Source organism: Mesorhizobium sp. M0136 (assembly GCF_040322515.1).
Classification (GTDB): domain Bacteria; phylum Pseudomonadota; class Alphaproteobacteria; order Rhizobiales; family Rhizobiaceae; genus Mesorhizobium.
In genome coordinates this window covers 352,642-373,884 of sequence record NZ_JAMYTP010000002.1, presented here as the reverse complement: position 1 = coordinate 373,884, position 21,243 = coordinate 352,642, and the positions used below count along the sequence as shown (strand labels likewise).

The following is a 21,243-nucleotide window of genomic DNA, read 5'->3' as shown; positions in this document are numbered from 1 at the left end:
ACAAGGGGGCGGAGCTCACAAAGACGAGCGAAATCCCTGCGATCCCGCCCCATCCAAACATCCCCGGTTACTGCGCAACAGGCCCACAAGGGGAGAAGGGGAAGCTCCCTCCTCAATACCCCAGCAGTTCCTTGAGCGGGATGACGCGGAAGACGTTCTTGATGGCGTAGCGGTTGAAGGTCAGCGTCTTGGGCGGATTGTACTGCTCGACGATCAACTCGGCGGCGGTGCGCTTGACCAGCTTCTTGATGAAGGCCTTGCCGTTTTGCTCGTTCTCTTCGGGCAGCGTCTCGATCACCACATGGTCGCCGGGCACGGCGTCGCGGCCGCCGCAATAGATCATCTCGCCGGGCTCGTAGCGCGGCACCATCGAATCGCTCAGCACGTGCAGCGCAAACACGTTCCGCAGATGCCGGATCCCCGGCGGCCGCTGGACATAGCCGGCCGGCTGGCCGTTGAAGGTGAAGTCGCCATCGTCGCCGCCGACGGCGGTGCCGAGAAGCTGGATATCCATCGGCCCGGCGGGCAGGGGGCCGGGATCGGTGACGATCTCCGCATCGGCAACCGGCCCGGCATCTTCGAGGAAGACGACCTCGCCCTTGCCGAGCGCCACCGGGTCGACGCGCAGGAAGGCGGCGGTCTTCAAAAGGTTCTCGGTCTTGGGCAGGTTGCGCCCGGTTTCCCAATTGCCGACGGCAGCGACGTCGGTGTCGTTGTGCTCGGCAATATGGCGCATCACCAGGCCGCGCTGCTTGCGCGCCCGGCGGATCGCCGCCCCGACCTTGATCGACAGTGCAGTTTTCGCCATGGCTCCATCTGAGACATAAGATTCGGTTTCGTCTATGCAAGAATCGCTTGCATTTCTGTTTGAGTTATGCTCTTATACGATCATGCACAAGTCGCTTCACCAGCTTTCGGTCCTCGAATCCGCCCTTCAGCGCGCCGGCAGCGCTCGCCTGGAGGCGGTACCGCAACCGATCGCCAAGGCCATGCATGTGCCAAACCTTTCCCCTTCGTCGCGGCTGTCCTCCTCCCCGGCCGGGGCTATGCCCGAGGCTCGCGCCTCGGATCCGGCAGCGCAAGCGGCCGGAACGGCCGGAGCCGTTCCCCTCACGGCTCCGGCCACGAATTACCCGTCGACCGGCAACGCGGATGCCGCGGTTTCCTGGATCCGTACCGAAGACGGCACGGTCATCGCCTTCGACAAGCGGACGGGCAAGGCAGTCTCCGGCGCAACCAGGCAGGCGGCCGAGATGAAGCTCGATCGTAGCAGGCCACGCGAAGGCTGATCGGCTTTCCAGCCTGAGAGCCGGCGAAGCCGGCGCCACACACAACCACCCTTGCAGGGAATAAAACATCATGGCCGCCCGCTATTCCGCCTCTGAATTGGAACAAATCGAGAACTGGTTGATGAGCGGGCTGTCGGCCGCGAAGATCGCCACCCGGCTCGGTACGCAGCGTGGTAGTCCGGTCTCACGCGCGGCCATCATCGGCATCGTCCACCGCACGGCCCCTTTGCGCGCCATCGGCCTTGCCAGGTCCAAGGGCTGGTGTGGCGGCCGGCATGGAAAATCGGCGCCAGAGCCGTCGAACCCCGCCGGCCAAGCAGGGGCAGTACCGGCCGAGCATCACTGCCGCCCGGCAAGGCTGTCGGCCAGGCTGGCGCCGCCGGCCTGGCAGCCGGGTCCGGCTCGGATCACCGGGTCCGATGGCGGGCCGCTCGAAATGCCGGCGCCGCGCCCGATCGCCGCCGGCGGCCGCCAGCCATATTTCGCCGCCATGCGCTTCATCGATTGCCTTTTCGACCGTTGCCGCGCGCCGCTCGACACGACGCTGCAGGAGGATGCCGAAAACGATGCCACCGGCAGTCGCCCCGGTTTGGACATGCTGTGCTGCGGGCTGCGCACAAAGCCTTCGAAAAGTTACTGCGCCTATCACGCGGCGCGCTTCCTGCGCACGCTGCCGGCCGAAACGATTTGAGCCCAGTGGATGACGGAAATTCGCCAGAGCCCGACGACAAAAAACCAGGAGGACCGAGCCGATGAGCAGCAAAACCGCCCAGAAGACCAAAGCCAGGCCGCCGCGATTGCCGAAGGGCGAGGCCGAGCAGGTGCGCATCCGCAAGGAGATCGGCCATGATTTCGCGCTGAAAGACGACAGGTTCGGCCGCAAGCGGCTGGCCAAAGGAACACAGGAGGCGGCGCGCCTCTATGAGGTCTCCAATGACGGCCACACCGCGACCGGCGGCATCGTGCGGGTGCGCAATGTCGACCCGCTGAGCGGCCTCACCTCGCTGTCGCGCCAGCAGCGCGAGGCGGGGATGCGCTACCGCCAGGATTTCCGCACCTCGTCGGAAGCAACCGCCAAGCCGATGGCTTGGGCCGAGCGTGTCGACGGCGGCCGCACCGGCAGCGGCGTCGCAGAACACATCCTGGCCGCCGGCCGCGACCATGCCGAGGCCACCCGGGCGCTTGTCCATTGGGAGATCGCCGGCATCGTGCAAAAGGTCTGCTGTGCCGACGCAACGGTCAAGAGCCTGGCCGAACAGGCGGGCGAGCCGCGCGACGTGGTGGTGAAACTGCTCAAGATCGGGCTCGACATTTTGGCCGTGCATTACGGCATGATGCTGATGCGCAAGCCGAGGTGAGGAGCCCCACCGATCCGGCCGGCACTACCGGCCGGATCGATCCGTCAACGGCGGCAGACACGGATTCTTTCGATGATCCGGTGGTGATGACGCCAGTGCCTGATGACTTCGGTATGGCAGCGCCGGTGGTACCGGTACCGGTAGCGCGGCGCGTAGTCCTCGTTATAGACATCATAGCGGTAACGGGGGACGTACTCATCGTCGTAATCGGAATACCGATGGTGGCGATAATAATAGTCGTCGTCATAGCCGTTGCCGATGCCGATCGTGACGCTGCCGCCGGCATTGGCCGGGCCAATCACGGAAGCCGCCGAGGCGATGGCGATCACCGAGGCAAGCAGGAGCTTCTTCATAGCTACCTCCTTCTTTAACGTCCCTCTAATAGAAAAACCCGCGAGGGGCAGGCTCGTTCCACAAATTTGCAAGATGCCACGAACCTAGAGCCCTAAATAGGGCCGCGTGGGCGAAAACGCCTCTGGCTGTGCGCCAGGGTGGCCGTCGACGCAAGCCTCGAGCTGGTTGTGGTCCGCGCCGTATGTATCCCGGTGTCCCGTCAAACAGCGACAATCGGGGGGTGCCAGTCCCGTCACCGACCTATAGGACATGGCCCAGTTCCAGCAAAACGAAAGCGGTCGCACCCAGCACAGCGAGGGCGTAGGCCGCATAAAGAACAAGCAGCATGACCTCAAAGTCCCGGACGAAGCTTGCAGCAATCCTGGTCTCCTGAGGCTCCGCTTTCTCGACGCGGTCGGCTTCCAGCTGCTCCGTTGCCACGACGAGGCAGACTATCCTGTCGTTGTCGGCCGCCTGTAATATCCGTTCGGTCAAATCGACTGCAATCACTGGATCATCGGCCAACTGATCCCGCGATAGCCGGCTCTCAGTGACGGTCTGGATTTCACGCTTTCTCACGCACGCATAATTGCGCCGACTAAATTAGGTTCCACTGAAATACATAGTAAAATACATAGATTGCGCCCACCCGATCGCGATGGACAAGACGTGAGCCCAACTGCGCGGAACCCCGCCCGAGGCCCGCATTTGTCGACCGTCGAGGCGAATCTCGATCCGCATCCTCCGATCAAAGGGCGCCGGCTTCTTCATAGGCTGCTACGGTGCGCCAGTGCTGGTAGGTCGCAATGCTAAAGCCGCCAAACCTTCATATCGCGAACGCAGCGCCGACGTCTTCGGTTCTGACCGGTTATGACGAAGATCGCATGCTTACTTATGTCCGGCTGCTCGATGCTTCGGCGGAAGGAACCGATTGGCGCGAGGTCGCCCGTATCGTTCTGCACATTGATCCGGAGCGGGAACCGGAGAGGGCTTTCCGGGCGTGGGCGACACATTTGGCGCGTGCACGATGGATGACCAGGAAGCGGAACGAACCGCGCCAATTGCATGATGAGTTGTGGGGATGAGCACCATCTAGGAACTGCCGTCCCGGTCTGGCCGTTGAGGGAGGCAACATGGAAAAGCGACCAATGACTTCTTGGCGAGCCAACACTTTCGAGCTGTGCTGCCTTCTTGCAGTTCCGCTGTCGCTTATCCTTACCGTTTTACTGGCTGGTCTTATCCTTAGCTGACCTGGCGTGGGTGCTCGCCAAGGGCCGGTGGGTCGTGATCCGACAAGATCCCGCACTGTTACTTCACAGCCGCCGCCATCACATCCGAAAACAGCGCCCGTTCCACCGCCGGCTCCAGCGTTTCGGCGAAGGGCGTTGCCAAGTGGTGGCGGTCGCGGAAGGCTAGTTTGCCGTCGATGAAGACGTGGCAGGTGGTCTGGTCGCAAAAGCGGTCGGTCATGTCGATGTAAGTGGCGTTGGGCGTCGAGCGCACGATGTCGCGCTCGACAGTAGCGATGTCGTCGTTTGCCGCCATGATCCTCGGCGTGTCGCATGTCGCGGGTGTCTGGCCCCGCCACAGCGCGCGCGCCACGCATTTGTCGGCGTAGCTTGCATTGTAGGGAACGTCCCTGATGACCGCGACCTTGATGCCGGCCTGGCTGAAGGCCTGAAGCGTCCAGGTGAGGCCCGTCCGCCACTGCGCTTGCCAATCGGCGTGCTTCAACTCCTCGGGCGATTCCTTCATCACATTGCCGATCGAGAATTCCGAAATCACCACCAGTTGCGGGTGCAGCGCGATGATGTCCTTGACCGACTGCTCGCGCCACTGGTCGCATTCGGTGTAGTCGCGCTTCAGCCGCCAGTTCCAGGTCGTCACCCGCGAAGCCCGGCAGGAGGATTTGAGAAAGGTGACGACGCGAAAATTGTTCCTCTCGGCCGCCTTGATCAGCGGCGTCGACCAATGGTCGGCATGCGAGTCGCCGAACAGCACGACCGAGCGCTGGGCATCCTTGCGGCCGAACATGCAGGGCTTCGGCTTGACGGTCTCGAAATCGAGCACGCAGCCGCCATTGGTCGCGCGCACGGTGGAGAGTTGGGCGGCGCTGTCGGCGATGACGTGCTGTTCGGGGCTGAGATTGTGCTCGGCAAAGCGCGCATTGCCATAGGCCGCGACCACGCCGGCGCCGGTCAGCGCGACGGCGGGCACCAGCGCCCGCGCTGCTCCGGCCATCAGCCAGCCGTTGCGGCGGATCGGGTTCTCGACGAAATGATAGGTGAACATCGACAGAAGCAGCGTCAGCGCCGCGCAGGCAAAGCGGTCCAGGATGGACAGGTTGGGAACCACCATTGCCGCATAGACGATGACCGGCCAGTGCCAGAGATAGAGCGAATAGGAAAGCCGGCCCAGCCATTGCAGGGGCGCCAGCGCCAGCACGGCGCTCGGCAGATTGCGGCCGCCGCTGCCGCTGAGCAGCAGCAGCACGGTGCCGGCGACAGGCGCCAGCGCATTCACCCCGGGAAACGGCGAGTCTTCGTCCAGCATCAGATAGGCCCAGGCGATCAGTACCAGACCGAGGCATGCCTGGAGCGTGGCCAGCAGCGGCCGGTCGCGCCAGATCTTTGCCGGCGCCATGGTCGCGAGGCCGCCGGCGGCGAATTCCCAGGCCCTGAGCGGCGAGAAGTAGAAGGCCCAGGGCTGCGACACTTCCGTCAGCCAGGCGCAGGCGGCGAAGGAGGCTAGGCCGGCGAGGCCAATGACGATTATAGCGGTGCGCTTGCCCGGGCGCAGCCATGCGGCCATCAAAAGCAGCGCCGGCCATGCCAAATAGAACTGTTCTTCGACCGAGAGCGACCAGAAGTGGATGAAGGGGTTGTTGGTGGCGTCGGCGGCGAAATAGTCGAACGACCAGCGGATCAGCCAGAGGTTGATCATGTAGGCGGAGGCGAACATGGCGCCTTTCGAATAGAGCGCCTGTTCCTCCGGCGACAGGATGAAGTAACCAGCAACCAGCGTGGCGAGGATGACGAACAGTGCCGCCGGCAACAGGCGCCGGGCGCGCCGGGCGTAGAAGCGCCAGAGGTTCAGCCGCCCGGTTTCGGTTATTTCCGTAACCAGGTGGCGGGTGATCAGATAGCCGGAGATGACGAAGAAGATGTCGACGCCGGCAAAGCCGCCGGGCAGGCCGGAGAGACCAAAATGGAAGGCGATGACACCCGCCACCGCCAGCGCGCGCAGCCCTTCGATGTCAGGCCGAAATGATGCCGACACAATCACCTCGTGCAAGGAATGCCCACCTCGCAGAGGCTCGACCCGATGCGCCGATATTGCAATGCAACAAATCTAACGCAGTGCAACATAGGGCGAGGGGACAGGCTCCCCCCACTCATTGCATGGGCAATTCGCTCACATTGGCGGTTCAGGCACGAGGCGATTGATATGGAAGCTAGGGTGCCGAGGCGATCAGGCCTTTTTCAAAAACTCGGTCTTCAGCACCAGGCCCTTCACCTGCCTGGTGCTGCATTCGATCTCGCCCGGATTGCCGGTGAGGCGAATATTCTTGACCAGCGTGCTGCGCTTGATCGTCTCCGAGGTGCCTTTGACCTTGAGATCCTTGATCAGGGTCACGGAGTCGCCCTCGTGCAGCGCCGTGCCATTGCTGTCTCTTACGATCGCGTCGGTCATGGCAGGTCTTCTGCGGGGTGCGGAGGTGGTTGGGTCATTACCCGGCCTAGCCCATGGTGGGCGGCGAGTTCAAGCGTGCTGGGGTCACGCCCACTGGGTCAAGCGCGCCGGCCGCCGGCCGTGCCGGTGCCGGCAATGCCATGCGGAGGCTAACCGGCGGGCTGCGAGCAGACGGGACCGCTCGGGGTGGCATTGCCACTCCGCGACATGCGTTCCGACCAGGCCATGCCGATGGCGCCACGGCAATCGAACAAAAGCCGTGGCCTTCATTGCGCGGACATTCCGGCGTAGCGACATCAAATGGCTGAACGCCCGCCGGTGCAGACTGGAAGGTCGCACAATGGCGGACCTGCCCGCCTTTCGCTTGGTCCGTTATTGCAATCGGCAAGAAGCCGGCGGTCACTTGTTACCGAGCTGGTTGGCCATCTTGCAGAAGTCGGCATGCGTCTTGGCAATGCCGGCGTCGCTGCATTCCTTCAACACCATGGCCCGGTCGCTCGTGGACATGGCCATCCATGCGGTCTTGAATTCGGCTTCCGACTTCATGCTCTTCATGCCGGCGTCGGTGAAGAAGGGTGACATTTTCTGCGGATCGTCGAGCGCCGAAGTGCCAGTGGCACCGGCGGCGAGCGCTGCGCCGGTCATCATCGAAAGCGCCATCGCGCCCATGCAAAGCATCTTGATGTTCATGATCATTCCTCCTGAGCTGCTGCTTTGAGGTTGTCCATCAGCGATCTACGAAGGAACGGTGTTTTGACCCAAAAGTTCCGCGTTCTGGCGCAGACATGGAACAGGATTGCCCGTGACGCCATTTATGCAAAAAATTCTACCGTGACTGAATAGCCGCGCTGCCGATCTGAAGCCCGACAAAGCCAACGAAGGTCCAGGCAATCGGTGTCCAGTTGGGGGAGGCGCTGCGACGTTGCACGCCGGCTCAATATGCCCGATCATGACGACGGCGGGGCGGAGGTATAAAGTGGCGGCAAATCGTCGAAACGGCGCGCACCTGGCGGAGCCCCGGCGGGCGGGTATTGTTGCCGCTGCCAGGGCGCTTCCGCGCACATCGTTGCCCAGCGTAGCGTCGGTCGTGACGGCCGTCGCGGCGCTCTATTTCGGGCGCGAGGTCTTTCTGCCGATCGCAATCGCCCTGCTGCTTACCTTTGCGCTTGTACCGATGGTGTCGGCACTCAAGCGCGCCGGCATACCGCGTCTTCCTGCCGTGATTGCGAGCGTGCTCGGCGCATTCACGGTGCTGGCGCTGTTCTCCTTCATCGTCGCCACGCAGGTTAGTGAACTGGCGCAGAACATCCCGCTTTACCAGGCTAATATCCTGACCAAGGTCCGGTCCCTCAAGGACACCGGCGTCGGCGGCGGTATCGTTTCCAGATTGAGCCGGGTGATCGAACGCGTCGGCCAGGAACTCGACAGACCCGGACCTGTGCAACCCGCCGCCGATCAGCCTCCGCGGGAGCCGATCCCGGTCGAAATCGTCGCGCGCGAACGACCGCTCGAGGTTCTCCAGAATCTGATCGGCCCGCTGCTGAGCCCGCTGGCATCGGCCGGGCTGATCGTCGTGGTCGTCATATTCATGCTGCTCGAGCGGGAAGACCTGCGCGATCGTTTCATACGTCTCGTCGGCTACGGCGATCTGCATCGAACCACCGAGGCGCTGCAGGATGCCGGCAAGCGGGTCGGCCGATATCTGCTCATGCAATTGGTCGTGAACATCGTCTATGCCGTACCGATTACGTTCGGGCTTTGGGTTCTGGGCATACCCAATCCATTGTTGTGGGGCTTGCTGGCGCTGGCGCTGCGCTTCGTTCCCTATATCGGCCCTGTCATCGCGACGCTGCTGCCTCTGTTCCTGGCGCTGGCCGTGGCGCCCGGCTGGTCGCTCGTGCTATGGACCGCCGGGCTTTTCGTCGTGGTGGAACTGATCACCGGCAACGTGATCGAACCTTGGCTCTACGGCTCGCGCACCGGGCTGTCGCCATTGGCCATCATCGTGGCGGCGATCTTCTGGACCTGGCTTTGGGGGCCATTGGGCCTGGTTCTGTCGACGCCGCTCACGGTCTGCCTCGTCGTGCTCGGCCGCCATGTGCCGCAGTTCGAATTCCTCGACGTTCTGTTCGGCAACGAACCCGTGCTCGAACCGCACGCCCGGCTTTACCAGCGGCTGCTGGCCGGCGATCCCGAGGAAGCGACAGACCATGCCGAGGAGATGCTGGAGGAAAACTATCTGGTCGAGTTCTACGACAAGGTCGCGATTCCCGCACTTCTGCTCGGCGAGCAGGACCGTGTGCGTGGTGTGTTGAGCGATGAGCAAAGACAGCAGGTCGCCGGCAGCGCGCTGACGATGGTGGCGAACCTCGACGACAGCGCGCAGGAGGAGGCGGAAGCGGACGATACGGCCGCGGCCGAGGACAACGGCGTACGCGAGGACAAGCAGATTCAGGGGGAGGACGAGGACGACACCGAACTGCCGGATGGCACGGGCATGTCGGTGCTGTGCGCCGGAGGGCGCGGCGAACTCGACGACGCCGCTGCCGCCATGCTGGCGCAGGTGCTCGAAGTCCAGGGCGCTACGGTGTTGAGGGCGAGCTTCGCCGATCTGGAACCGGGAAGCATTCGCCGCCTTGAACTCGACGCCGTCGATACCGTCGTCGTCGGATTTTTGAACCGCGATTCCGTCAAGCACGGCCGGTTCCTGGTCCGTCGGCTGAAACGCGCCAAACCAAGGTTGCGGGTGGGCGTCGTATTGTGGTCGGAGCCCGACAGCGACAACCAGGAGGCAGACGCCAGATTGGCCAATGAGATCAACGCCGATTTCGTCGCACACGGCATGGTCGGCGCGGTGATCGGCGCGTTGTCCAGCGCTCCGCCGGTGGCGCTGAAGGCCACCGCCAAACGCCGCATGCGCCGCCTGACGCCAGCGCGCAAGAAAGAGCCGCTCGCCGCGGCAAAATGAACGCGGCCGACGACGGCGGCAGGTCGGGTTATTACCGCTTTCGCGAAAGTGGTAATAACCAAACGGATCAGGTTATCTTCGCAAGGTCGCGCTGAACCGTCCGCCCCGGCAAACGGCGCCAACCTTCATACAGTCCAGAAATAGCGCACCGTATGGAAGAAGACCGGGGCGGCGAAGACCAGGCTGTCAGCACGGTCCATCATGCCGCCATGGCCTTCGATCAGATGGCCCCAGTCCTTGACGCCCTGATCGCGCTTGATGGCGGAGGCGACCAGCCCGCCGAGGAAGCCCATCAGGCAGGCGATGAAGGCGACGCCGGCTGCCTGCAGCGGCGAAAACGGCGTCAGAAACGACAGCAGCACGCCGAGCAGGCTCGATGCCGCCAGCCCGCCGACCAGCCCCTCCCAAGTCTTCGACGGCGAGACCGTCGGCGCCAGGAGATGCCGGCCGAACAGCTTGCCGAAGATATATTGCAGCACGTCGCTGCCTTGCACGGTGATGATCAGGAAAGCGATCAGCAACAGGTTGCGGCCTTCGAAGCCAGGCACATCGAGCGTCAGCAGCGCCGGCACGTGGCTGACGCAGTAGACCGAAATCATGACCGCCCATTGCTGCGCCGAGACGCGCTCGAGAAAGCGCTCGGTGTCGCCGTGCAGCGCGGTGATCGCCGGCATCAGCAGGAAGCAGTAGACCGGGATGAAGATGGTGAACAGGCCATACCAGGCGGTCCACACCAGCCAGTACTGGAACGGGATGACGATGCCGAACATGCCGAGCAGCACCCAGTGGTCGCTGCGGCGGCTGTGCGTCAGCGTCACGAATTCGCGCAACGCGGCGAACGAAATCAGCGCGAACAGGATGGTCATGCCGGGGCGGCCGAAGAAGAAGGCAACGGTGATCGCCACCACCATCACCCACCAGGCATTGATGCGCTGGGTGAGGTTGACCAGCGTCGGCGACAACGGCTTCGGCGCGCGCCACGACAAAACGCCGGCGACGACGCTGGCGCTGATCAGCACCGCCAGCAGGCCGACAATCAGAATGAGGGTTTCGTGCATCATCGGCAGCATTTTGCCTTGATCCTCAATCGTCTCGCTCAGGCCGGGGGTTCAGCGCCAGCAGCGTTTCGCGGGCGCGGTCGAGAAAGGCGCGGCGTTCCTCACCAGGTTGAATGGCGATCGGCGCGCCGAAGACGACGCGGCAGAGCAGCGGCACCGGCACGAATTGCCCCTTGGGCAGCACCCGCGACATGTTCTCGATCCAGCACGGGATGAGCTCGACATCGGGTCGCGCCATCGACAGATTGTAGAGGCCGGAGCGAAACGGCAGGAGCGGTTCGTCGGTCATGTTGCGCGTGCCTTCGGGAAACAGGATCAGCGAATGGCCCTGGTCGAGCACCGACAGCATGATCGAGATCGGGTGCTGCGTTTCATCCGTCCACTGCCGGTGGATCAGCACGGAAGACAGCATGTCCTCGGCAATGAACCGGCGCAGCCGCGTCTTGCCCCAATAATCGGCGGCCGCCACCGCATGGGTACGGGCGCGTTCCTTCTCGCTGAGACAGGCCGACAGCAGGATGAAATCGCCGTGGCTGGCATGGTTGGCGAAGTAGATGCGCTGCCGGTCCGATGGCTGGCTGCCGTTCCAGATCGGCCGCACGCCGGTGACCGCCCAGGCCAGCGCCGACAGGCCGACCGAGGTCACCGTCTGCAGCAGGGTATAGGTGCTGACGCGAAGCTTTGTCATGGACGGGCTCAAAAGAATGCCGCGACGACCGAGGCCGCCGCGAACAGGCCGAACGCGATACGCTGCTTGGCGAGCAGGCGGCGCGTGCCGGCCATTCGCTGCCCGAGCGAGCGGCCGCCGGCAGCCTTGGACTTCAGCCGCATGCGCGCCAGCACGTCGTCGATCGCCGCGCCGCCGCCTGCCTCGCTGGCGTGGCTGGCCATCAGCCGAAACAGCAGCGCATCGAACAAAAGCAGGGCCGAGAGAATGATTGTGGCTATGGCACTTGCGGCGGCGATCAGCCAGGCTACCGCGGACAGCGACGATGTTTGCGGCGCAGCCGCCAGGCCGATGACCGGCGCCGCCAGGAGGGCAGCAGCAATCAGCAGCAGCGGCCATGCCACCTGCACCATCAGCCCGGCAGCGAACGCTTCGGCCCTGTCACGATAGGCGGTCATGCCGGTGCGTCCGTGCAAAGATGCACCGGCCGGCCCGCGGCGGCGAGCTTGCCTCGCGCCTGATCGGGCGTGGCGGCCCGGCCGCTGGCGACCAGCCATTCGGCGACCACGGCGGCGCTGCGTTGGAAGCCGAGCGCACAGCAGACCAGCACCGCGCCCTGCTTCTGCGCCGCCTCGATCGCCGCCACCGCTTGCGCACGCGCCTCGCGAGACGGCGGCAAAAGGTCGACCATGGGCAGGCTCACCCAGCGGATCGAGGCGCCACGCGGCCTTTCCAGTTCGCCGGCAAGGTCGATCACCGTGCCGAAAGGTTCGGCTTCGGCGGCGGTCGGAAAACGGCCAAGGGAAACACCGTCGGCAACGACGATCTGCGCCGGAAGCTGTCGCGTCCATGCCCACACATTGGCCTTGGCGCCAAGGCGGTAGGGCCAAAGCAGTAGACGGCTGGCCAGCGACACGCGGCCATCGGCTGTTTTCTGGAACACTTTGGCGCCGGCGCCGGCATAGGCGAAAGCGACTATGGCCAGCGCCAGTGCCGGCCACAACAGGATGAGCCACAGCGCCGAGACCAACGCGCCGGCAGCGGCGCCGGCCAGGGCAAGGCTTGCGCCGAGCGCATAGAACAGCGCCAACCGCCGCGCCTTCGGGTCAGCGCTCAGGCGGAAGCCGGTGAACGGCAGCTCGCTGTCGCGCGGAAACAGCCAGAGGGCGAAAAGGCCGAGCAGCGCGCCGGTCGGAATGTCGATGAAATGGTGCTGCCACGTCGTCAGCACCGAGGCGCCGATCAGGAAACACCAGACATGCCAGGCGAAGCCGGCGATGCCGGTCAATCTGTAACGCCAATGGTCCCAGATGATGACCAGCAGCGCGATATGCAGCGACGGCGCCTGGTTGAAGGGTTTGTCGAAGCCGCCGAGCACGGCGAACATGAAGCCGGGAAGGCCGCTCGTCTGCGGGCGCACGAAGGTCGCAGTCAGCGGGAACAGGATGAAGCAGGCGACGGCGACGAGCTGCGCCGTCAGATAGCGGCCGGCAAGGCGGTCGACGCCGCTCTTCGAATTGTTCAACAGCAACGACAAGCCATAGAACAGGTTGATCGACCAGTAGGGCACGATCGTCCAGGCAAGGAACGGGATGCCATGCTCCCAGCCGAAGACGATGCTGCCGACATCGTCGCGCCGCGACGCCAGCCAATTGGCGAAGCCGTAGGTGGCGTAGAAGAACGGCGCCAGAAATGCCAGCCACAATGCGGCGCGCAGGACGATCCCGGGATACCGCTCACGCGGCAAGGCCGGAAGGGCAGGGGCATCGCGAGGTAAGGCAGAGGCAGGCAAGTCCATGTTCAGACGCGCCGCGCGACCGAAACGGTGAAGATGCCCCATTGGTCGATGCGCTGGTCGAGCTTCTCAAAGCCGGCGGCCGCCACCAGCTGGTCCATCTCGGCCTGCGTGCGGCGGCGCATCACCCAGGCCTGGCCGCCGCGATGCGAGGTCAGGCTGCGCGCGATCATCTCGAGCTGCGGATGCCAGGGCTGGTTGGTATAGACGAGCAGGCTTCCCGGCTGCATGGCGCTGGCCACTCCACCGAGCGAGCGGGCGATCACGGCATTGTCGGAAAACAACTCGTAGAGCCCCGAGACGATGGCGAGATCCGGCGGCGGGTCGAGCCCGGCCAGCATCGTGGCGTCGAAGGCGTCACCTTGATGGAAAGTGACGCTCGCCGGCAGCTGGCGCTCGGCGATCAGCTTGCGGCCGAGCGAGACGTTGAGCTCGGAGAAATCCTGCAGCCGTACGCTTGCCGGCGGCTCGGCGCATTTCTGCACGGCATCGAGCACGTAGCGGCCATGGCCGGCGGCGATATCGACGATATGGACCGGCCGGCCGGCGGCCTTGAGCGAGGCGGCGGCGCTGCCGATCAGTTCTTCCAGATGCAGCTTGCGCTGGCGGATGCCGCGCCAGCCGATGGCATCGAGAAAGGTGCGGTCGATCATGCGGCCGATGGGGCTGATGCCCCGCGCCTCGTTCTCGTAGACATAGTCGAGCGTCGAACCCGAATCGAAGCCGGTGGCAATCCCCGTCTTCATGCCGGACGACAGCCAGGCGCCCATGCGGATCGAAGCGCGGCTCATTGCCCAGTAGAGGCCCCTCAGCGACAGCAGCGGCAGCGGCGAGGCCAGCCGGTCGGCCTCGTCGCGCGTGTAGCCGGCGCGGTCGGCCTCGGTCAGGTCGATTGGCTTTTCCGACGCCGCGAATTGCTTTTCAAGGAAAGGCCTGATCAGGTCGAGTGCCTTGTGGCGCTCGCGCTCGCCCAGCGTGTCGTGGAAGAAGCCGGCCAAAACATGCCGCTCCTTGGCCGGGCTCGCCAGGTTGACGAAAAACTCGTGCTGCGGTTCATGCCGCACCACCCAGTCACTGCCGGAGATCAGAAGCTGTGTCGGCACGGTGATGGCGCGGGCGTCGGCGACGATGCGCGCGGCATGGTCGTAGAGCTCGACCAGGATGTTGGAGGCGATCGGCCGGGTGATCAGCGGGTCGGCGTCGAAGGAGGCGATACGCTCGGGGTCATGCGTCAGGAATTTCGCCTTGACGTAGGAATTCACGAAGAAGCGGCCCTTCAGCTTCTGCCACAACGCAATGCCTTGCTTGGCGAAGGGCACGTAGAGCTTGACCGAGAAGGCCGGCGAGGCCAGCACCAGGGCGCGAATGTCGGGCGCGTAATCGTGCACCCAGGCGGCGGCAAGCACGGCGCCGAAGGATTGCGCGATCAGCGCGATGTCGCGCCGGGCAAAACCGTCGCTGTCGATCTCGCGCACAAAACAATCGATGTCGCGCACCAGCGCGGCAAACGACGGCGCATAGCCGCGTTCGCCGGCGGAGCGGCCATTGCCGCGCGCGTCCCAGGCATAGAAGGCATGGTCGGGCATCTGGAACTCGTCGACCAGATGCGCCATCCGGCCGCCATGCTCGTGGCCGCGGTGGAACAGCAGGATGGCGCCCTTGCGGTTTTCCGACAGCGCCGGCCAATAGCGATAGAAGATCTCTGTGCCATCGTGGCTCTTGAAGCTGCGCTCCTGCGCCACCCGCTCGATATTGACCGAAGCCACGGCGGCAACCGTCTGTTGGTGAAGCATGTTGTTCTCCCTGGCGAGACCGGAATTCAGCTGCCGCTCCCGTTAAGGCCGCCGCGTATCCGGTTGATGGCGGTCGCCAGCGAGAGTGTAGCCATGGCCGGAAACACAAGCGGCGTGGCCGCCGGGACCCACAGGCCGGACGCGATAAGCACGGCGAGGATGCCAAGCGCCAGCGCCCGGTCGCTTTTGCCGAACGGGCCGGCATAGTTGCGCCCAGCTCCGGCCGCGATGCCGAGCACGCCGGCGAATTCCGCGATCATAGCCGCGATAGCGAATGCAACGACGCCCCAGGCAGGAAAAATGACGGTAAAGGCCAGGATCAAAGCGAGATCGGAGACGACATCACAAAGCTCGTTGAGATACATGCCGAGCGTCGAGGCCTGGCCATGTTCCCTTGCGAGCATGCCGTCAATGGCGTTTAGCGCCATTCGCGTAAACAGCACGAGCGGCATCAGCAGAAAGACCGCGCGGCGGCCTGCAAGGGCTGCCACCGCAAGGCCGGCGGCGAGCGAGAGGGCAGCGGCCAGCAGTGTGATCTGGTTGGCGGTGACGCCGGCCTTGGCCAGGCCGTCGGCAAGCGGCCGCAGCCTGGCCTGGAAGGCCGGTTTCAGCGCATAAAGCGTCGGCATGTGCGAACCCCCCGGCCGCGGTGCAAATGATGTTGGCGAGGATGGTCAATTGGCGCGCAAGACGCAAGGGCGGCGCCCTGCCACTTTTCGGCATCCGGATATGTCGGCGCTAGCTTTTCCTGTCATTGTCGACCGGGAACCGTGCTGGCAAGCTTTCTTCGGCCGTGGCCCAGGCGCGACTATGATAACGCCGCAGGACGAGAATGCATGTCGCGAAGACCGCCAGCCCGCAAATCACGCCGGGCGACATGCCTCCGCCGAAAGCGGACTTAACAACGATGCCGGTGAAGGCGCCGGCGATGGCGCCGTTGATCGTGCCCACCATCCCAGCGGTGGTCATGAAATATTGCAGCGGCGAGGGGCGGAGGCCCTTGTCGACCAGCACCGCCGAGAGGTCGTCATGCGTGGAGTTGACAAGGTATCTTTGCAGGACCGGCGCCAGCTCGACGAAATAGTGGCGGATCCTGGCCATGCCGCGGGCATGCACCATGTCCTCGATGGCAACCTGCACAGCGCGCACGAAGGTGACCAGGCCGATGAAGAAAAGGCAAGGTAGCAAGATAAGGCTGAACAACACGAACGGCCTGCCCATCTCCGTGACCTGGGCGACGAAGGACAAGGCAATCGTTGCGCTCGAGACCGAGGTCAGGAACAGATCGGCTCGCTGGTTCGCTTCCTGAATGGTCGCGGCGCGAGCGTTTTGCAGCACGAAATGCTCGGTCGTCAGGCACTGCAAGACTTGCTGCGCCTGGTCAGGCGGAACCGGAGCGTCGGGAGAACGGGTCATCGACATTGCCCGCTTCTGCCCTGCCGGTTCCGGCGGGCAGAAGCGGGCGTCGTCCTGCTGCGAGCCATCAGGACTTGCCGTTGCCGCCGTTGATGGCGATACGCTTGGCCTTGGCCTGAGCGTGCTCCGTCTTCGGCAGCGTCACGGTGAGCACGCCGTTCCGGAACGCGGCGTTCACCTTGTCTTCGTCGACTTCGTAGCCGAGCGGGATACGCCGCTCGAAACGGCCATAGAAGCGTTCGGAGAACTGCCTGTCCTTGTCCTCGGTCTCTTCACGCTTCTCGCCGCGCAGCGTCAGCACGCCGTCATCGAGCAGCAGCTCGACGTCTTTCTCGTCCATGCCGGGGATCTCGGCGGTGACGCGGATCTCCTTTTCGCTATCGGAGATTTCGACACTCGGCCAGCTGGCGCGGGCAGCGGAGAAGCCACCGAGCGACGGCAGCCTCGTGTCGAAGCCGCGGAACGCCTCGTCGAACAGGCGGTTCATTTCGCGATGCAGCGTCAGGAAGGGATCGCGATCGCCGCTGCGAAACAGGCTGGGGGCCTGATTGTTCTCCCGGCCCCAGGGAATGAGATCACGAATAGCCATTGCATAGTCTCCTTTCTCGACTGGTTCGTTCAGGCAGCCTGCTTGTTTGCTTCGACCTGCGCGGCCTTCGGCCCGGTCTTCGGCGAGGCGACATCGGTCGCAATGGCGATGCGCCGAGGCTTCATCTCCTCGGGCACCTCACGTACCAGATCGATGCTGAGCAGGCCGTTGTCGAGCGAGGCGCCTGCGACCTTGACGTGATCGGCAAGCTCGAAACGGCGGGTAAAGGGCCGTGTGGCGAGGCCATGATGCAGATACCCCGCGTTGTCCGGCTCCTTGTGCTGGCCGGATACAATCAGGAGGTTGGGTTCATGAATGATTTCGAGGTCGTCCTCGGAAAAGCCAGCGACGGCGATAGTGACGCGGTAGTTGTTCTCGCTGCTGCGCGCGATGTCATAGGGCGGCCAGGCGTCGAAAGCCTGCGGCGCATTTTCCAGCAGGTTGAAGACGCGGTCGAAGCCGATGCTCGACCGATAGAGCGGGGAAAAGTCGAATGCGGTTCTCATAGCTACATCCTCCATCGAGCAACATAGATACGAGGAGCGCCAAAGAGCTGGCGCTCCCTGGTTTCGCCGGCCCCATTTCGGCGACCGGTGTCATCGATCTGGTTATTGTCCGCCGCAAGTCAAGACCCCGGCGGCTCTCGCGTTGCTGGTTTTTGGGCCGGTGTCGGTTCGGCGAGGCTGCCACTCTCGCACAAGTGGGGCATGTCCGGCAGGAGATTGCCTGTTTGGCTTCAATCGCCAACGCCGAGTTCCCCGGCCGGTTATTGTCTGCCGCAGGTCAAGACCCAGATTCTTGTGTTGCCGGGCCCATTCCCGGCACTCGCAGATGGAGCTGACCATGACACGCGACGAGATCATTTCTGTGCTGGGCCCGGTCGACGACGCCGTTATCGCCGACATTGCGGCGACGGACGGGACGGTCCAGGAATTGCGTGAGGCCCTGGCCTGGATCGCCGCCGACGAGGCGCTGGTGAACGAAGGCCGACCGCTGCCGACGGCAAGAGTAGCGACGCTGATCGAACTGCTGCAAGGGCCGGACGAGGAGGAATAACCGCTGTTGCCGCGATGCTCTTGAACCGCGCAAAGGGACGAACCATGTCCTTCAGCGGCGCCGGCTGGTCACCGGTGCCGCCAGCATGACGTTGCTTGCTCAAACAAGAAGACGATCAGAAAACAAGGAGGAAGTGGACGACGTCCGCTTCGCCGAGCCGATCACGTTGAAATTCCAATCCAGCGAGCGCAAGGTCGCCAGTAGTTGGGAAGCCATCGAATGCATGCGTCAGCAGTGGCCGGACCGTGCACGCGGCCGGAGTTGGCGCGCGGCCTATCGGGCCTGCCGCGACGCGCTCGACGGCTGGCGCACCGCGCGAGATGCGCGCAAGGCCTTCGTCAGGGCGGCGCGCAACGCGGGATTGCTCGCCTGCGAGCCTGTCGACCACGCCGGCTAGCCCGGACCCTCCGATATTTGAGATCCAAAACAAGTGGGGAGAGGCAACTGCCTTCCCCCGCCTCGAGAGACTTTGTCCGCTGTCTAGCGGCAGATCGGCTTGCTCCTCAATGGACGGTGATAATGCCGTTTACGGCCCGCCATTCGGAGGGCTGGATCAGGTGGTGATGGGCGACGCGCACCGAATGCAGCGGGCCTTCGATTTCGCGCTCCCAGAAATCGAGGAAATGCTTCAGCGTCGGGAAATCGGGGGCAATATCGTATTCCTGCCAGATATAGAGTTGCAGCAGGCTCCGATGATCGGGCAGGCGGTAGTGGATCTCCGCCGTGGTAAGACCAAACCCTTGCATCTGGAGCTGAAAGTTCCTGCTGGGCATGCGATCGTCCTTTCCGTTGAAATCTCGGTCCGTTGAAATCTCGGTCTGCAAAACGCCTCGCCTTCCACATAGGTTCCCGCCGCCACGAGCGGCTCCGAACGGGCGGCATTTTGAATATCGCGCCAAAATTTGAGCCGCACTTTAGCTGAGAGCGGCTAATGTGCGAACGATTACAGTGCATTGGCACTCTCATGGGTCGAGTGCTAAAATTTTTGCGTGACCCTCTTGAAAGCAGAAAAAAGCGCGACTAGTTCGTATGCGCGCGATGCCTGATGAAGGGGTCGCGCACCCCGTGCCGGGCCGATATTGCCGGTTCGGTCAGGAGGATCTTCGAAAATCTGTTTGTCCCGAGAGGAGAACGACATGACGTTCCGTCCATTGCACGACCGTATCCTGGTCCGCCGTATCGAGGTCGACGAGAAGACCGCCGGCGGCATCATCATCCCCGACACCGCCAAGGAGAAGCCGCAGGAGGGCGAGGTCATTGCCGCCGGTCCGGGCGCGCGCGACGACAGCGGCCAATTGCAGCCGCTCGACGTCAAGGTCGGCGACCGCATCCTGTTCGGCAAATGGTCCGGCACCGAGATCAAGCTCAATGGCGAGGATCTGCTCATCATGAAAGAGAGCGACGTGCTGGGCGTTATCGAGGGCGCCGGCGAGATGAAGAAGGCTGCCTGAGTGGGCCTGAACAAGCATTCCAGTCAACGAAGCTGCCTATCGAAGGAGTGATCCAATGGCTGCCAAAGATGTGAAATTTCATACCGAAGCCCGCGAGAAGATGCTGCGCGGCGTCAACATCCTCGCCGACGCGGTGAGGGTGACGCTCGGTCCCAAGGGCCGCAACGTCGTCCTCGACAAGTCGTTCGGCGCCCCGCGCATCACCAAGGACGGCGTCACCGTGGCGAAGGAGATCGAGCTCGAGGACAAGTTCGAGAACATGGGCGCACAGATGGTCCGCGAGGTGGCTTCGAAGACCAGCGACGTCGCCGGCGACGGCACCACGACCGCGACCGTTCTGGCGCAGTCGATCGTCCAGGAAGGCGCCAAGGCGGTTGCCGCCGGCATGAACCCGATGGACCTGAAGCGCGGTATCGACAAGGCGGTCGAAGCCGTCGTCGCCGAACTCAAGGCCAATGCCCGCAAGGTGACCAGGAACGACGAAATCGCCCAGGTCGGCACCATCTCGGCCAATGGCGACGCCGAGATCGGCCGCTTCCTCGCCGAAGCGATGGAAAAGGTCGGCAATGAGGGCGTCATTACCGTCGAAGAAGCCAAGACCGCCGAGACCGAGCTCGAAGTCGTCGAAGGCATGCAGTTCGACCGCGGCTATCTCAGCCCCTATTTCATCACCAATCAGGACAAGATGCGCGTCGAGCTCGACGAGCCCTATGTGCTGATCCACGAGAAGAAGCTGTCCAACCTGCAGGCGCTGCTTCCGGTGCTGGAGGCGGTGGTGCAGTCGTCCAAGCCGCTGCTGATCATCGCCGAGGACGTCGAGGGCGAGGCGCTGGCGACGCTGGTCGTCAACAAGCTGCGCGGCGGCCTGAAGGTCGCGGCCGTCAAGGCTCCGGGCTTCGGCGATCGCCGCAAGGCCATGCTGGAGGATATTGCCATCCTGACCGGCGGCACGGCAATCAGCGAGGATCTCGGCATCAAGCTCGAGAACGTCACGCTCAACATGCTCGGCCGCGCCAAGAAGGTGGTGGTCGAGAAGGAAAACACCACGATCGTCGACGGTGCCGGCTCGAAGAGCGAAATCCAGGGCCGGGTCTCCCAGATCAAGGCGCAGATCGAGGAGACCACCTCCGACTATGATCGCGAGAAGCTGCAGGAGCGGCTGGCCAAGCTCGCCGGTGGCGTCGCCGTCATCCGCGTCGGCGGCTCGACCGAGGTAGAGGTCAAGGAGCGCAAGGATCGGGTCGACGACGCCATGCATGCCACCCGTGCCGCGGTCGAGGAGGGCATCCTGCCCGGCGGTGGCGTGGCGCTGCTGCGGGCGGCAAAGGCGCTCGACAATATTCAGGTCGATAATCCCGACCAGAAGACCGGTGTCGAAATCGTGCGGCGCGCGATCGAAGCTCCGGTGCGCCAGATTGCCGAGAATGCCGGCGCCGAAGGTTCGATCATCGTCGGTAAGCTGCGCGAAAAGCAGGAGTTCTCGTTCGGCTGGAACGCGCAGACCGGCGACTATGGCGATCTCTTCGGCCAGGGCGTCATCGATCCGGCCAAGGTGGTGCGCACCGCTCTGCAGGATGCCGCTTCCGTCGCCGGCCTGCTGGTGACGACCGAGGCGATGGTGGCCGAGAAGCCGAAGAAGGAAGCTGGCGCGCCGGCAATGCCCGGCGGTGGCGGCATGGACTTCTAAAGCCAGGCTTCCAATGCGCGACTTCGAAACGGCAGATGGACCGTGTCCGCCAAAAGCGGGCACGGTCTTGCCGGTCCGGGACTAATGCTG

25 protein-coding genes are annotated in these 21,243 nt (G+C 63.8%); 9 read left to right on the top strand and 16 right to left on the bottom strand.

All coding sequences use genetic code 11. The features are described 5' to 3' along the window. Positions 1–112: 112 nt before the first annotated feature. Positions 113–808, bottom strand: coding sequence for an XRE family transcriptional regulator (locus tag NKJ35_RS03715; RefSeq protein ID WP_292663302.1), 696 nt, complete (start codon positions 806–808; stop codon positions 113–115). Positions 809–890: 82 nt separating this feature from the next. Here NKJ35_RS03715 and NKJ35_RS03710 point away from each other — a divergent pair, with 82 nt between their 5' ends. From NKJ35_RS03710 to NKJ35_RS03700, 3 genes are all read left to right on the top strand, one after another. Then, positions 891–1,289, top strand: a complete 399-nt coding sequence (locus tag NKJ35_RS03710; protein ID WP_352645023.1) for a hypothetical protein — start codon at positions 891–893, stop codon at positions 1,287–1,289. A 70-nt stretch (positions 1,290–1,359) separates the two neighbouring features. Then, on the top strand, positions 1,360–1,980 hold the full coding sequence (locus tag NKJ35_RS03705; RefSeq protein WP_352645021.1) for a GcrA cell cycle regulator: 621 nt from the start codon (positions 1,360–1,362) through the stop codon (positions 1,978–1,980). Positions 1,981–2,041: 61 nt separating this feature from the next. Further along, positions 2,042–2,647, top strand: a complete 606-nt coding sequence (locus NKJ35_RS03700) for a DUF6456 domain-containing protein (protein WP_352645020.1) — start codon at positions 2,042–2,044, stop codon at positions 2,645–2,647. A gap of 44 nt (positions 2,648–2,691) precedes the next feature. Here NKJ35_RS03700 and NKJ35_RS03695 read toward each other — a convergent pair whose 3' ends face one another. Both NKJ35_RS03695 and NKJ35_RS03690 read right to left on the bottom strand, forming a co-directional pair. Further along, positions 2,692–3,000 (bottom strand): hypothetical protein, encoded by a 309-nt coding sequence (locus tag NKJ35_RS03695; protein ID WP_292664589.1) that lies wholly within the window; start codon positions 2,998–3,000, stop codon positions 2,692–2,694. A 241-nt stretch (positions 3,001–3,241) separates the two neighbouring features. Further along, positions 3,242–3,505, bottom strand: coding sequence for a hypothetical protein (locus NKJ35_RS03690; protein ID WP_352645018.1), 264 nt, complete (start codon positions 3,503–3,505; stop codon positions 3,242–3,244). A 281-nt stretch (positions 3,506–3,786) separates the two neighbouring features. Here NKJ35_RS03690 and NKJ35_RS03685 point away from each other — a divergent pair, with 281 nt between their 5' ends. Continuing rightward, positions 3,787–4,065: a DUF2285 domain-containing protein gene (locus NKJ35_RS03685; RefSeq protein ID WP_352645016.1), complete on the top strand. Its 279-nt coding sequence runs from the start codon at positions 3,787–3,789 to the stop codon at positions 4,063–4,065. Positions 4,066–4,288: 223 nt separating this feature from the next. Here the strand turns inward: NKJ35_RS03685 and NKJ35_RS03680 are convergent, their stop codons facing one another. From NKJ35_RS03680 to NKJ35_RS03670, 3 genes are all read right to left on the bottom strand, one after another. Next, the gene (locus NKJ35_RS03680; RefSeq protein WP_352645014.1) at positions 4,289–6,259 is read right to left on the bottom strand and encodes an acyltransferase family protein; all 1,971 of its coding nucleotides are present in this window, start codon (positions 6,257–6,259) and stop codon (positions 4,289–4,291) included. Positions 6,260–6,451: 192 nt separating this feature from the next. Continuing rightward, a complete protein-coding gene (locus NKJ35_RS03675) occupies positions 6,452–6,673 on the bottom strand; it encodes an alkylphosphonate utilization protein (RefSeq protein WP_352645012.1) in 222 nt (73 codons plus the stop codon). A gap of 399 nt (positions 6,674–7,072) precedes the next feature. Continuing rightward, a complete protein-coding gene (locus tag NKJ35_RS03670; RefSeq protein WP_254819668.1) occupies positions 7,073–7,363 on the bottom strand; it encodes a hypothetical protein in 291 nt (96 codons plus the stop codon). Positions 7,364–7,649: 286 nt separating this feature from the next. On the opposite strand from NKJ35_RS03670, the gene NKJ35_RS03665 reads away from it, so the two are divergent. After that, on the top strand, positions 7,650–9,641 hold the full coding sequence (locus NKJ35_RS03665) for an AI-2E family transporter (protein ID WP_352645010.1): 1,992 nt from the start codon (positions 7,650–7,652) through the stop codon (positions 9,639–9,641). A gap of 125 nt (positions 9,642–9,766) precedes the next feature. Here the strand turns inward: NKJ35_RS03665 and NKJ35_RS03660 are convergent, their stop codons facing one another. The 9 genes from NKJ35_RS03660 to NKJ35_RS03620 all read right to left on the bottom strand — a co-directional run bounded on the left by NKJ35_RS03660 (position 9,767) and on the right by NKJ35_RS03620 (position 17,465). Further along, entirely contained in the window at positions 9,767–10,702 is a 936-nt protein-coding gene (locus tag NKJ35_RS03660) for a phosphatidate cytidylyltransferase (RefSeq protein WP_254819727.1), read from the bottom strand. Between the two features lie 22 nt (positions 10,703–10,724). Continuing rightward, complete coding sequence (locus NKJ35_RS03655) at positions 10,725–11,387, bottom strand: lysophospholipid acyltransferase family protein (RefSeq protein WP_254819667.1); 663 nt, start codon at positions 11,385–11,387, stop codon at positions 10,725–10,727. 8 nt (positions 11,388–11,395) lie between these two features. Beyond that, entirely contained in the window at positions 11,396–11,824 is a 429-nt protein-coding gene (locus NKJ35_RS03650) for a hypothetical protein (protein ID WP_352645008.1), read from the bottom strand. After that, positions 11,821–13,164: a phosphatase PAP2/dual specificity phosphatase family protein gene (locus NKJ35_RS03645; protein ID WP_352645006.1), complete on the bottom strand. Its 1,344-nt coding sequence runs from the start codon at positions 13,162–13,164 to the stop codon at positions 11,821–11,823. Before NKJ35_RS03645 ends, NKJ35_RS03650 begins: the two co-directional genes overlap by 4 nt. Positions 13,165–13,166: 2 nt before the next feature. After that, a complete protein-coding gene (locus NKJ35_RS03640) occupies positions 13,167–14,954 on the bottom strand; it encodes a bifunctional alpha/beta hydrolase/class I SAM-dependent methyltransferase (protein WP_352645004.1) in 1,788 nt (595 codons plus the stop codon). Positions 14,955–14,980: 26 nt separating this feature from the next. Then, the gene (locus tag NKJ35_RS03635; protein WP_352645002.1) at positions 14,981–15,583 is read right to left on the bottom strand and encodes a CDP-alcohol phosphatidyltransferase family protein; all 603 of its coding nucleotides are present in this window, start codon (positions 15,581–15,583) and stop codon (positions 14,981–14,983) included. 109 nt (positions 15,584–15,692) lie between these two features. Further along, positions 15,693–16,370 (bottom strand): hypothetical protein, encoded by a 678-nt coding sequence (locus NKJ35_RS03630; protein WP_352645000.1) that lies wholly within the window; start codon positions 16,368–16,370, stop codon positions 15,693–15,695. Positions 16,371–16,437: 67 nt separating this feature from the next. Further along, positions 16,438–16,959 (bottom strand): Hsp20/alpha crystallin family protein, encoded by a 522-nt coding sequence (locus NKJ35_RS03625; RefSeq protein ID WP_352644999.1) that lies wholly within the window; start codon positions 16,957–16,959, stop codon positions 16,438–16,440. Positions 16,960–16,988: 29 nt separating this feature from the next. Then, the gene (locus NKJ35_RS03620) at positions 16,989–17,465 is read right to left on the bottom strand and encodes an Hsp20 family protein (protein WP_352644997.1); all 477 of its coding nucleotides are present in this window, start codon (positions 17,463–17,465) and stop codon (positions 16,989–16,991) included. A 337-nt stretch (positions 17,466–17,802) separates the two neighbouring features. Here NKJ35_RS03620 and NKJ35_RS03615 point away from each other — a divergent pair, with 337 nt between their 5' ends. Continuing rightward, positions 17,803–18,015: a hypothetical protein gene (locus NKJ35_RS03615; RefSeq protein ID WP_352475551.1), complete on the top strand. Its 213-nt coding sequence runs from the start codon at positions 17,803–17,805 to the stop codon at positions 18,013–18,015. Positions 18,016–18,100: 85 nt separating this feature from the next. Next, positions 18,101–18,412, top strand: coding sequence for a DUF982 domain-containing protein (locus NKJ35_RS03610; RefSeq protein WP_352644995.1), 312 nt, complete (start codon positions 18,101–18,103; stop codon positions 18,410–18,412). Between the two features lie 106 nt (positions 18,413–18,518). Here the strand turns inward: NKJ35_RS03610 and NKJ35_RS03605 are convergent, their stop codons facing one another. Continuing rightward, entirely contained in the window at positions 18,519–18,788 is a 270-nt protein-coding gene (locus NKJ35_RS03605; protein WP_352644993.1) for an usg protein, read from the bottom strand. Positions 18,789–19,151: 363 nt separating this feature from the next. Here NKJ35_RS03605 and NKJ35_RS03600 point away from each other — a divergent pair, with 363 nt between their 5' ends. Both NKJ35_RS03600 and groL read left to right on the top strand, forming a co-directional pair. Further along, on the top strand, positions 19,152–19,466 hold the full coding sequence (locus NKJ35_RS03600) for a co-chaperone GroES (protein ID WP_254819656.1): 315 nt from the start codon (positions 19,152–19,154) through the stop codon (positions 19,464–19,466). Positions 19,467–19,521: 55 nt separating this feature from the next. After that, the gene (gene groL / locus NKJ35_RS03595) at positions 19,522–21,153 is read left to right on the top strand and encodes a chaperonin GroEL (RefSeq protein ID WP_352475547.1); all 1,632 of its coding nucleotides are present in this window, start codon (positions 19,522–19,524) and stop codon (positions 21,151–21,153) included. The last annotated feature ends 90 nt before the right edge of the window (positions 21,154–21,243 follow it).

Bases quoted from the DNA above. Each gene is read 5' to 3' on its own strand.
- NKJ35_RS03635 (WP_352645002.1), bottom strand. From the start codon at position 15,583: ATGCCGACGCTTTATGCGCTGAAACCGGCCTTCCAGGCCAGGCTGCGG.
- NKJ35_RS03620 (WP_352644997.1), bottom strand. From the start codon at position 17,465: ATGAGAACCGCATTCGACTTTTCCCCGCTCTATCGGTCGAGCATCGGC.
- NKJ35_RS03600 (WP_254819656.1), top strand. From the start codon at position 19,152: ATGACGTTCCGTCCATTGCACGACCGTATCCTGGTCCGCCGTATCGAG.
- NKJ35_RS03670 (WP_254819668.1), bottom strand. From the start codon at position 7,363: ATGAACATCAAGATGCTTTGCATGGGCGCGATGGCGCTTTCGATGATG.
- NKJ35_RS03685 (WP_352645016.1), top strand. From the start codon at position 3,787: ATGCTAAAGCCGCCAAACCTTCATATCGCGAACGCAGCGCCGACGTCT.
- NKJ35_RS03700 (WP_352645020.1), top strand. From the start codon at position 2,042: ATGAGCAGCAAAACCGCCCAGAAGACCAAAGCCAGGCCGCCGCGATTG.
- NKJ35_RS03615 (WP_352475551.1), top strand. From the start codon at position 17,803: ATGACACGCGACGAGATCATTTCTGTGCTGGGCCCGGTCGACGACGCC.
- NKJ35_RS03640 (WP_352645004.1), bottom strand. From the start codon at position 14,954: ATGCTTCACCAACAGACGGTTGCCGCCGTGGCTTCGGTCAATATCGAG.
- NKJ35_RS03630 (WP_352645000.1), bottom strand. From the start codon at position 16,370: ATGACCCGTTCTCCCGACGCTCCGGTTCCGCCTGACCAGGCGCAGCAA.
- NKJ35_RS03645 (WP_352645006.1), bottom strand. From the start codon at position 13,164: ATGGACTTGCCTGCCTCTGCCTTACCTCGCGATGCCCCTGCCCTTCCG.
- NKJ35_RS03660 (WP_254819727.1), bottom strand. From the start codon at position 10,702: ATGATGCACGAAACCCTCATTCTGATTGTCGGCCTGCTGGCGGTGCTG.
- NKJ35_RS03715 (WP_292663302.1), bottom strand. From the start codon at position 808: ATGGCGAAAACTGCACTGTCGATCAAGGTCGGGGCGGCGATCCGCCGG.
- NKJ35_RS03710 (WP_352645023.1), top strand. From the start codon at position 891: ATGCACAAGTCGCTTCACCAGCTTTCGGTCCTCGAATCCGCCCTTCAG.
- groL (WP_352475547.1), top strand. From the start codon at position 19,522: ATGGCTGCCAAAGATGTGAAATTTCATACCGAAGCCCGCGAGAAGATG.
- NKJ35_RS03605 (WP_352644993.1), bottom strand. From the start codon at position 18,788: ATGCCCAGCAGGAACTTTCAGCTCCAGATGCAAGGGTTTGGTCTTACC.
- NKJ35_RS03625 (WP_352644999.1), bottom strand. From the start codon at position 16,959: ATGGCTATTCGTGATCTCATTCCCTGGGGCCGGGAGAACAATCAGGCC.
- NKJ35_RS03655 (WP_254819667.1), bottom strand. From the start codon at position 11,387: ATGACAAAGCTTCGCGTCAGCACCTATACCCTGCTGCAGACGGTGACC.
- NKJ35_RS03695 (WP_292664589.1), bottom strand. From the start codon at position 3,000: ATGAAGAAGCTCCTGCTTGCCTCGGTGATCGCCATCGCCTCGGCGGCT.
- NKJ35_RS03650 (WP_352645008.1), bottom strand. From the start codon at position 11,824: ATGACCGCCTATCGTGACAGGGCCGAAGCGTTCGCTGCCGGGCTGATG.
- NKJ35_RS03610 (WP_352644995.1), top strand. From the start codon at position 18,101: ATGACGTTGCTTGCTCAAACAAGAAGACGATCAGAAAACAAGGAGGAA.
- NKJ35_RS03675 (WP_352645012.1), bottom strand. From the start codon at position 6,673: ATGACCGACGCGATCGTAAGAGACAGCAATGGCACGGCGCTGCACGAG.
- NKJ35_RS03705 (WP_352645021.1), top strand. From the start codon at position 1,360: ATGGCCGCCCGCTATTCCGCCTCTGAATTGGAACAAATCGAGAACTGG.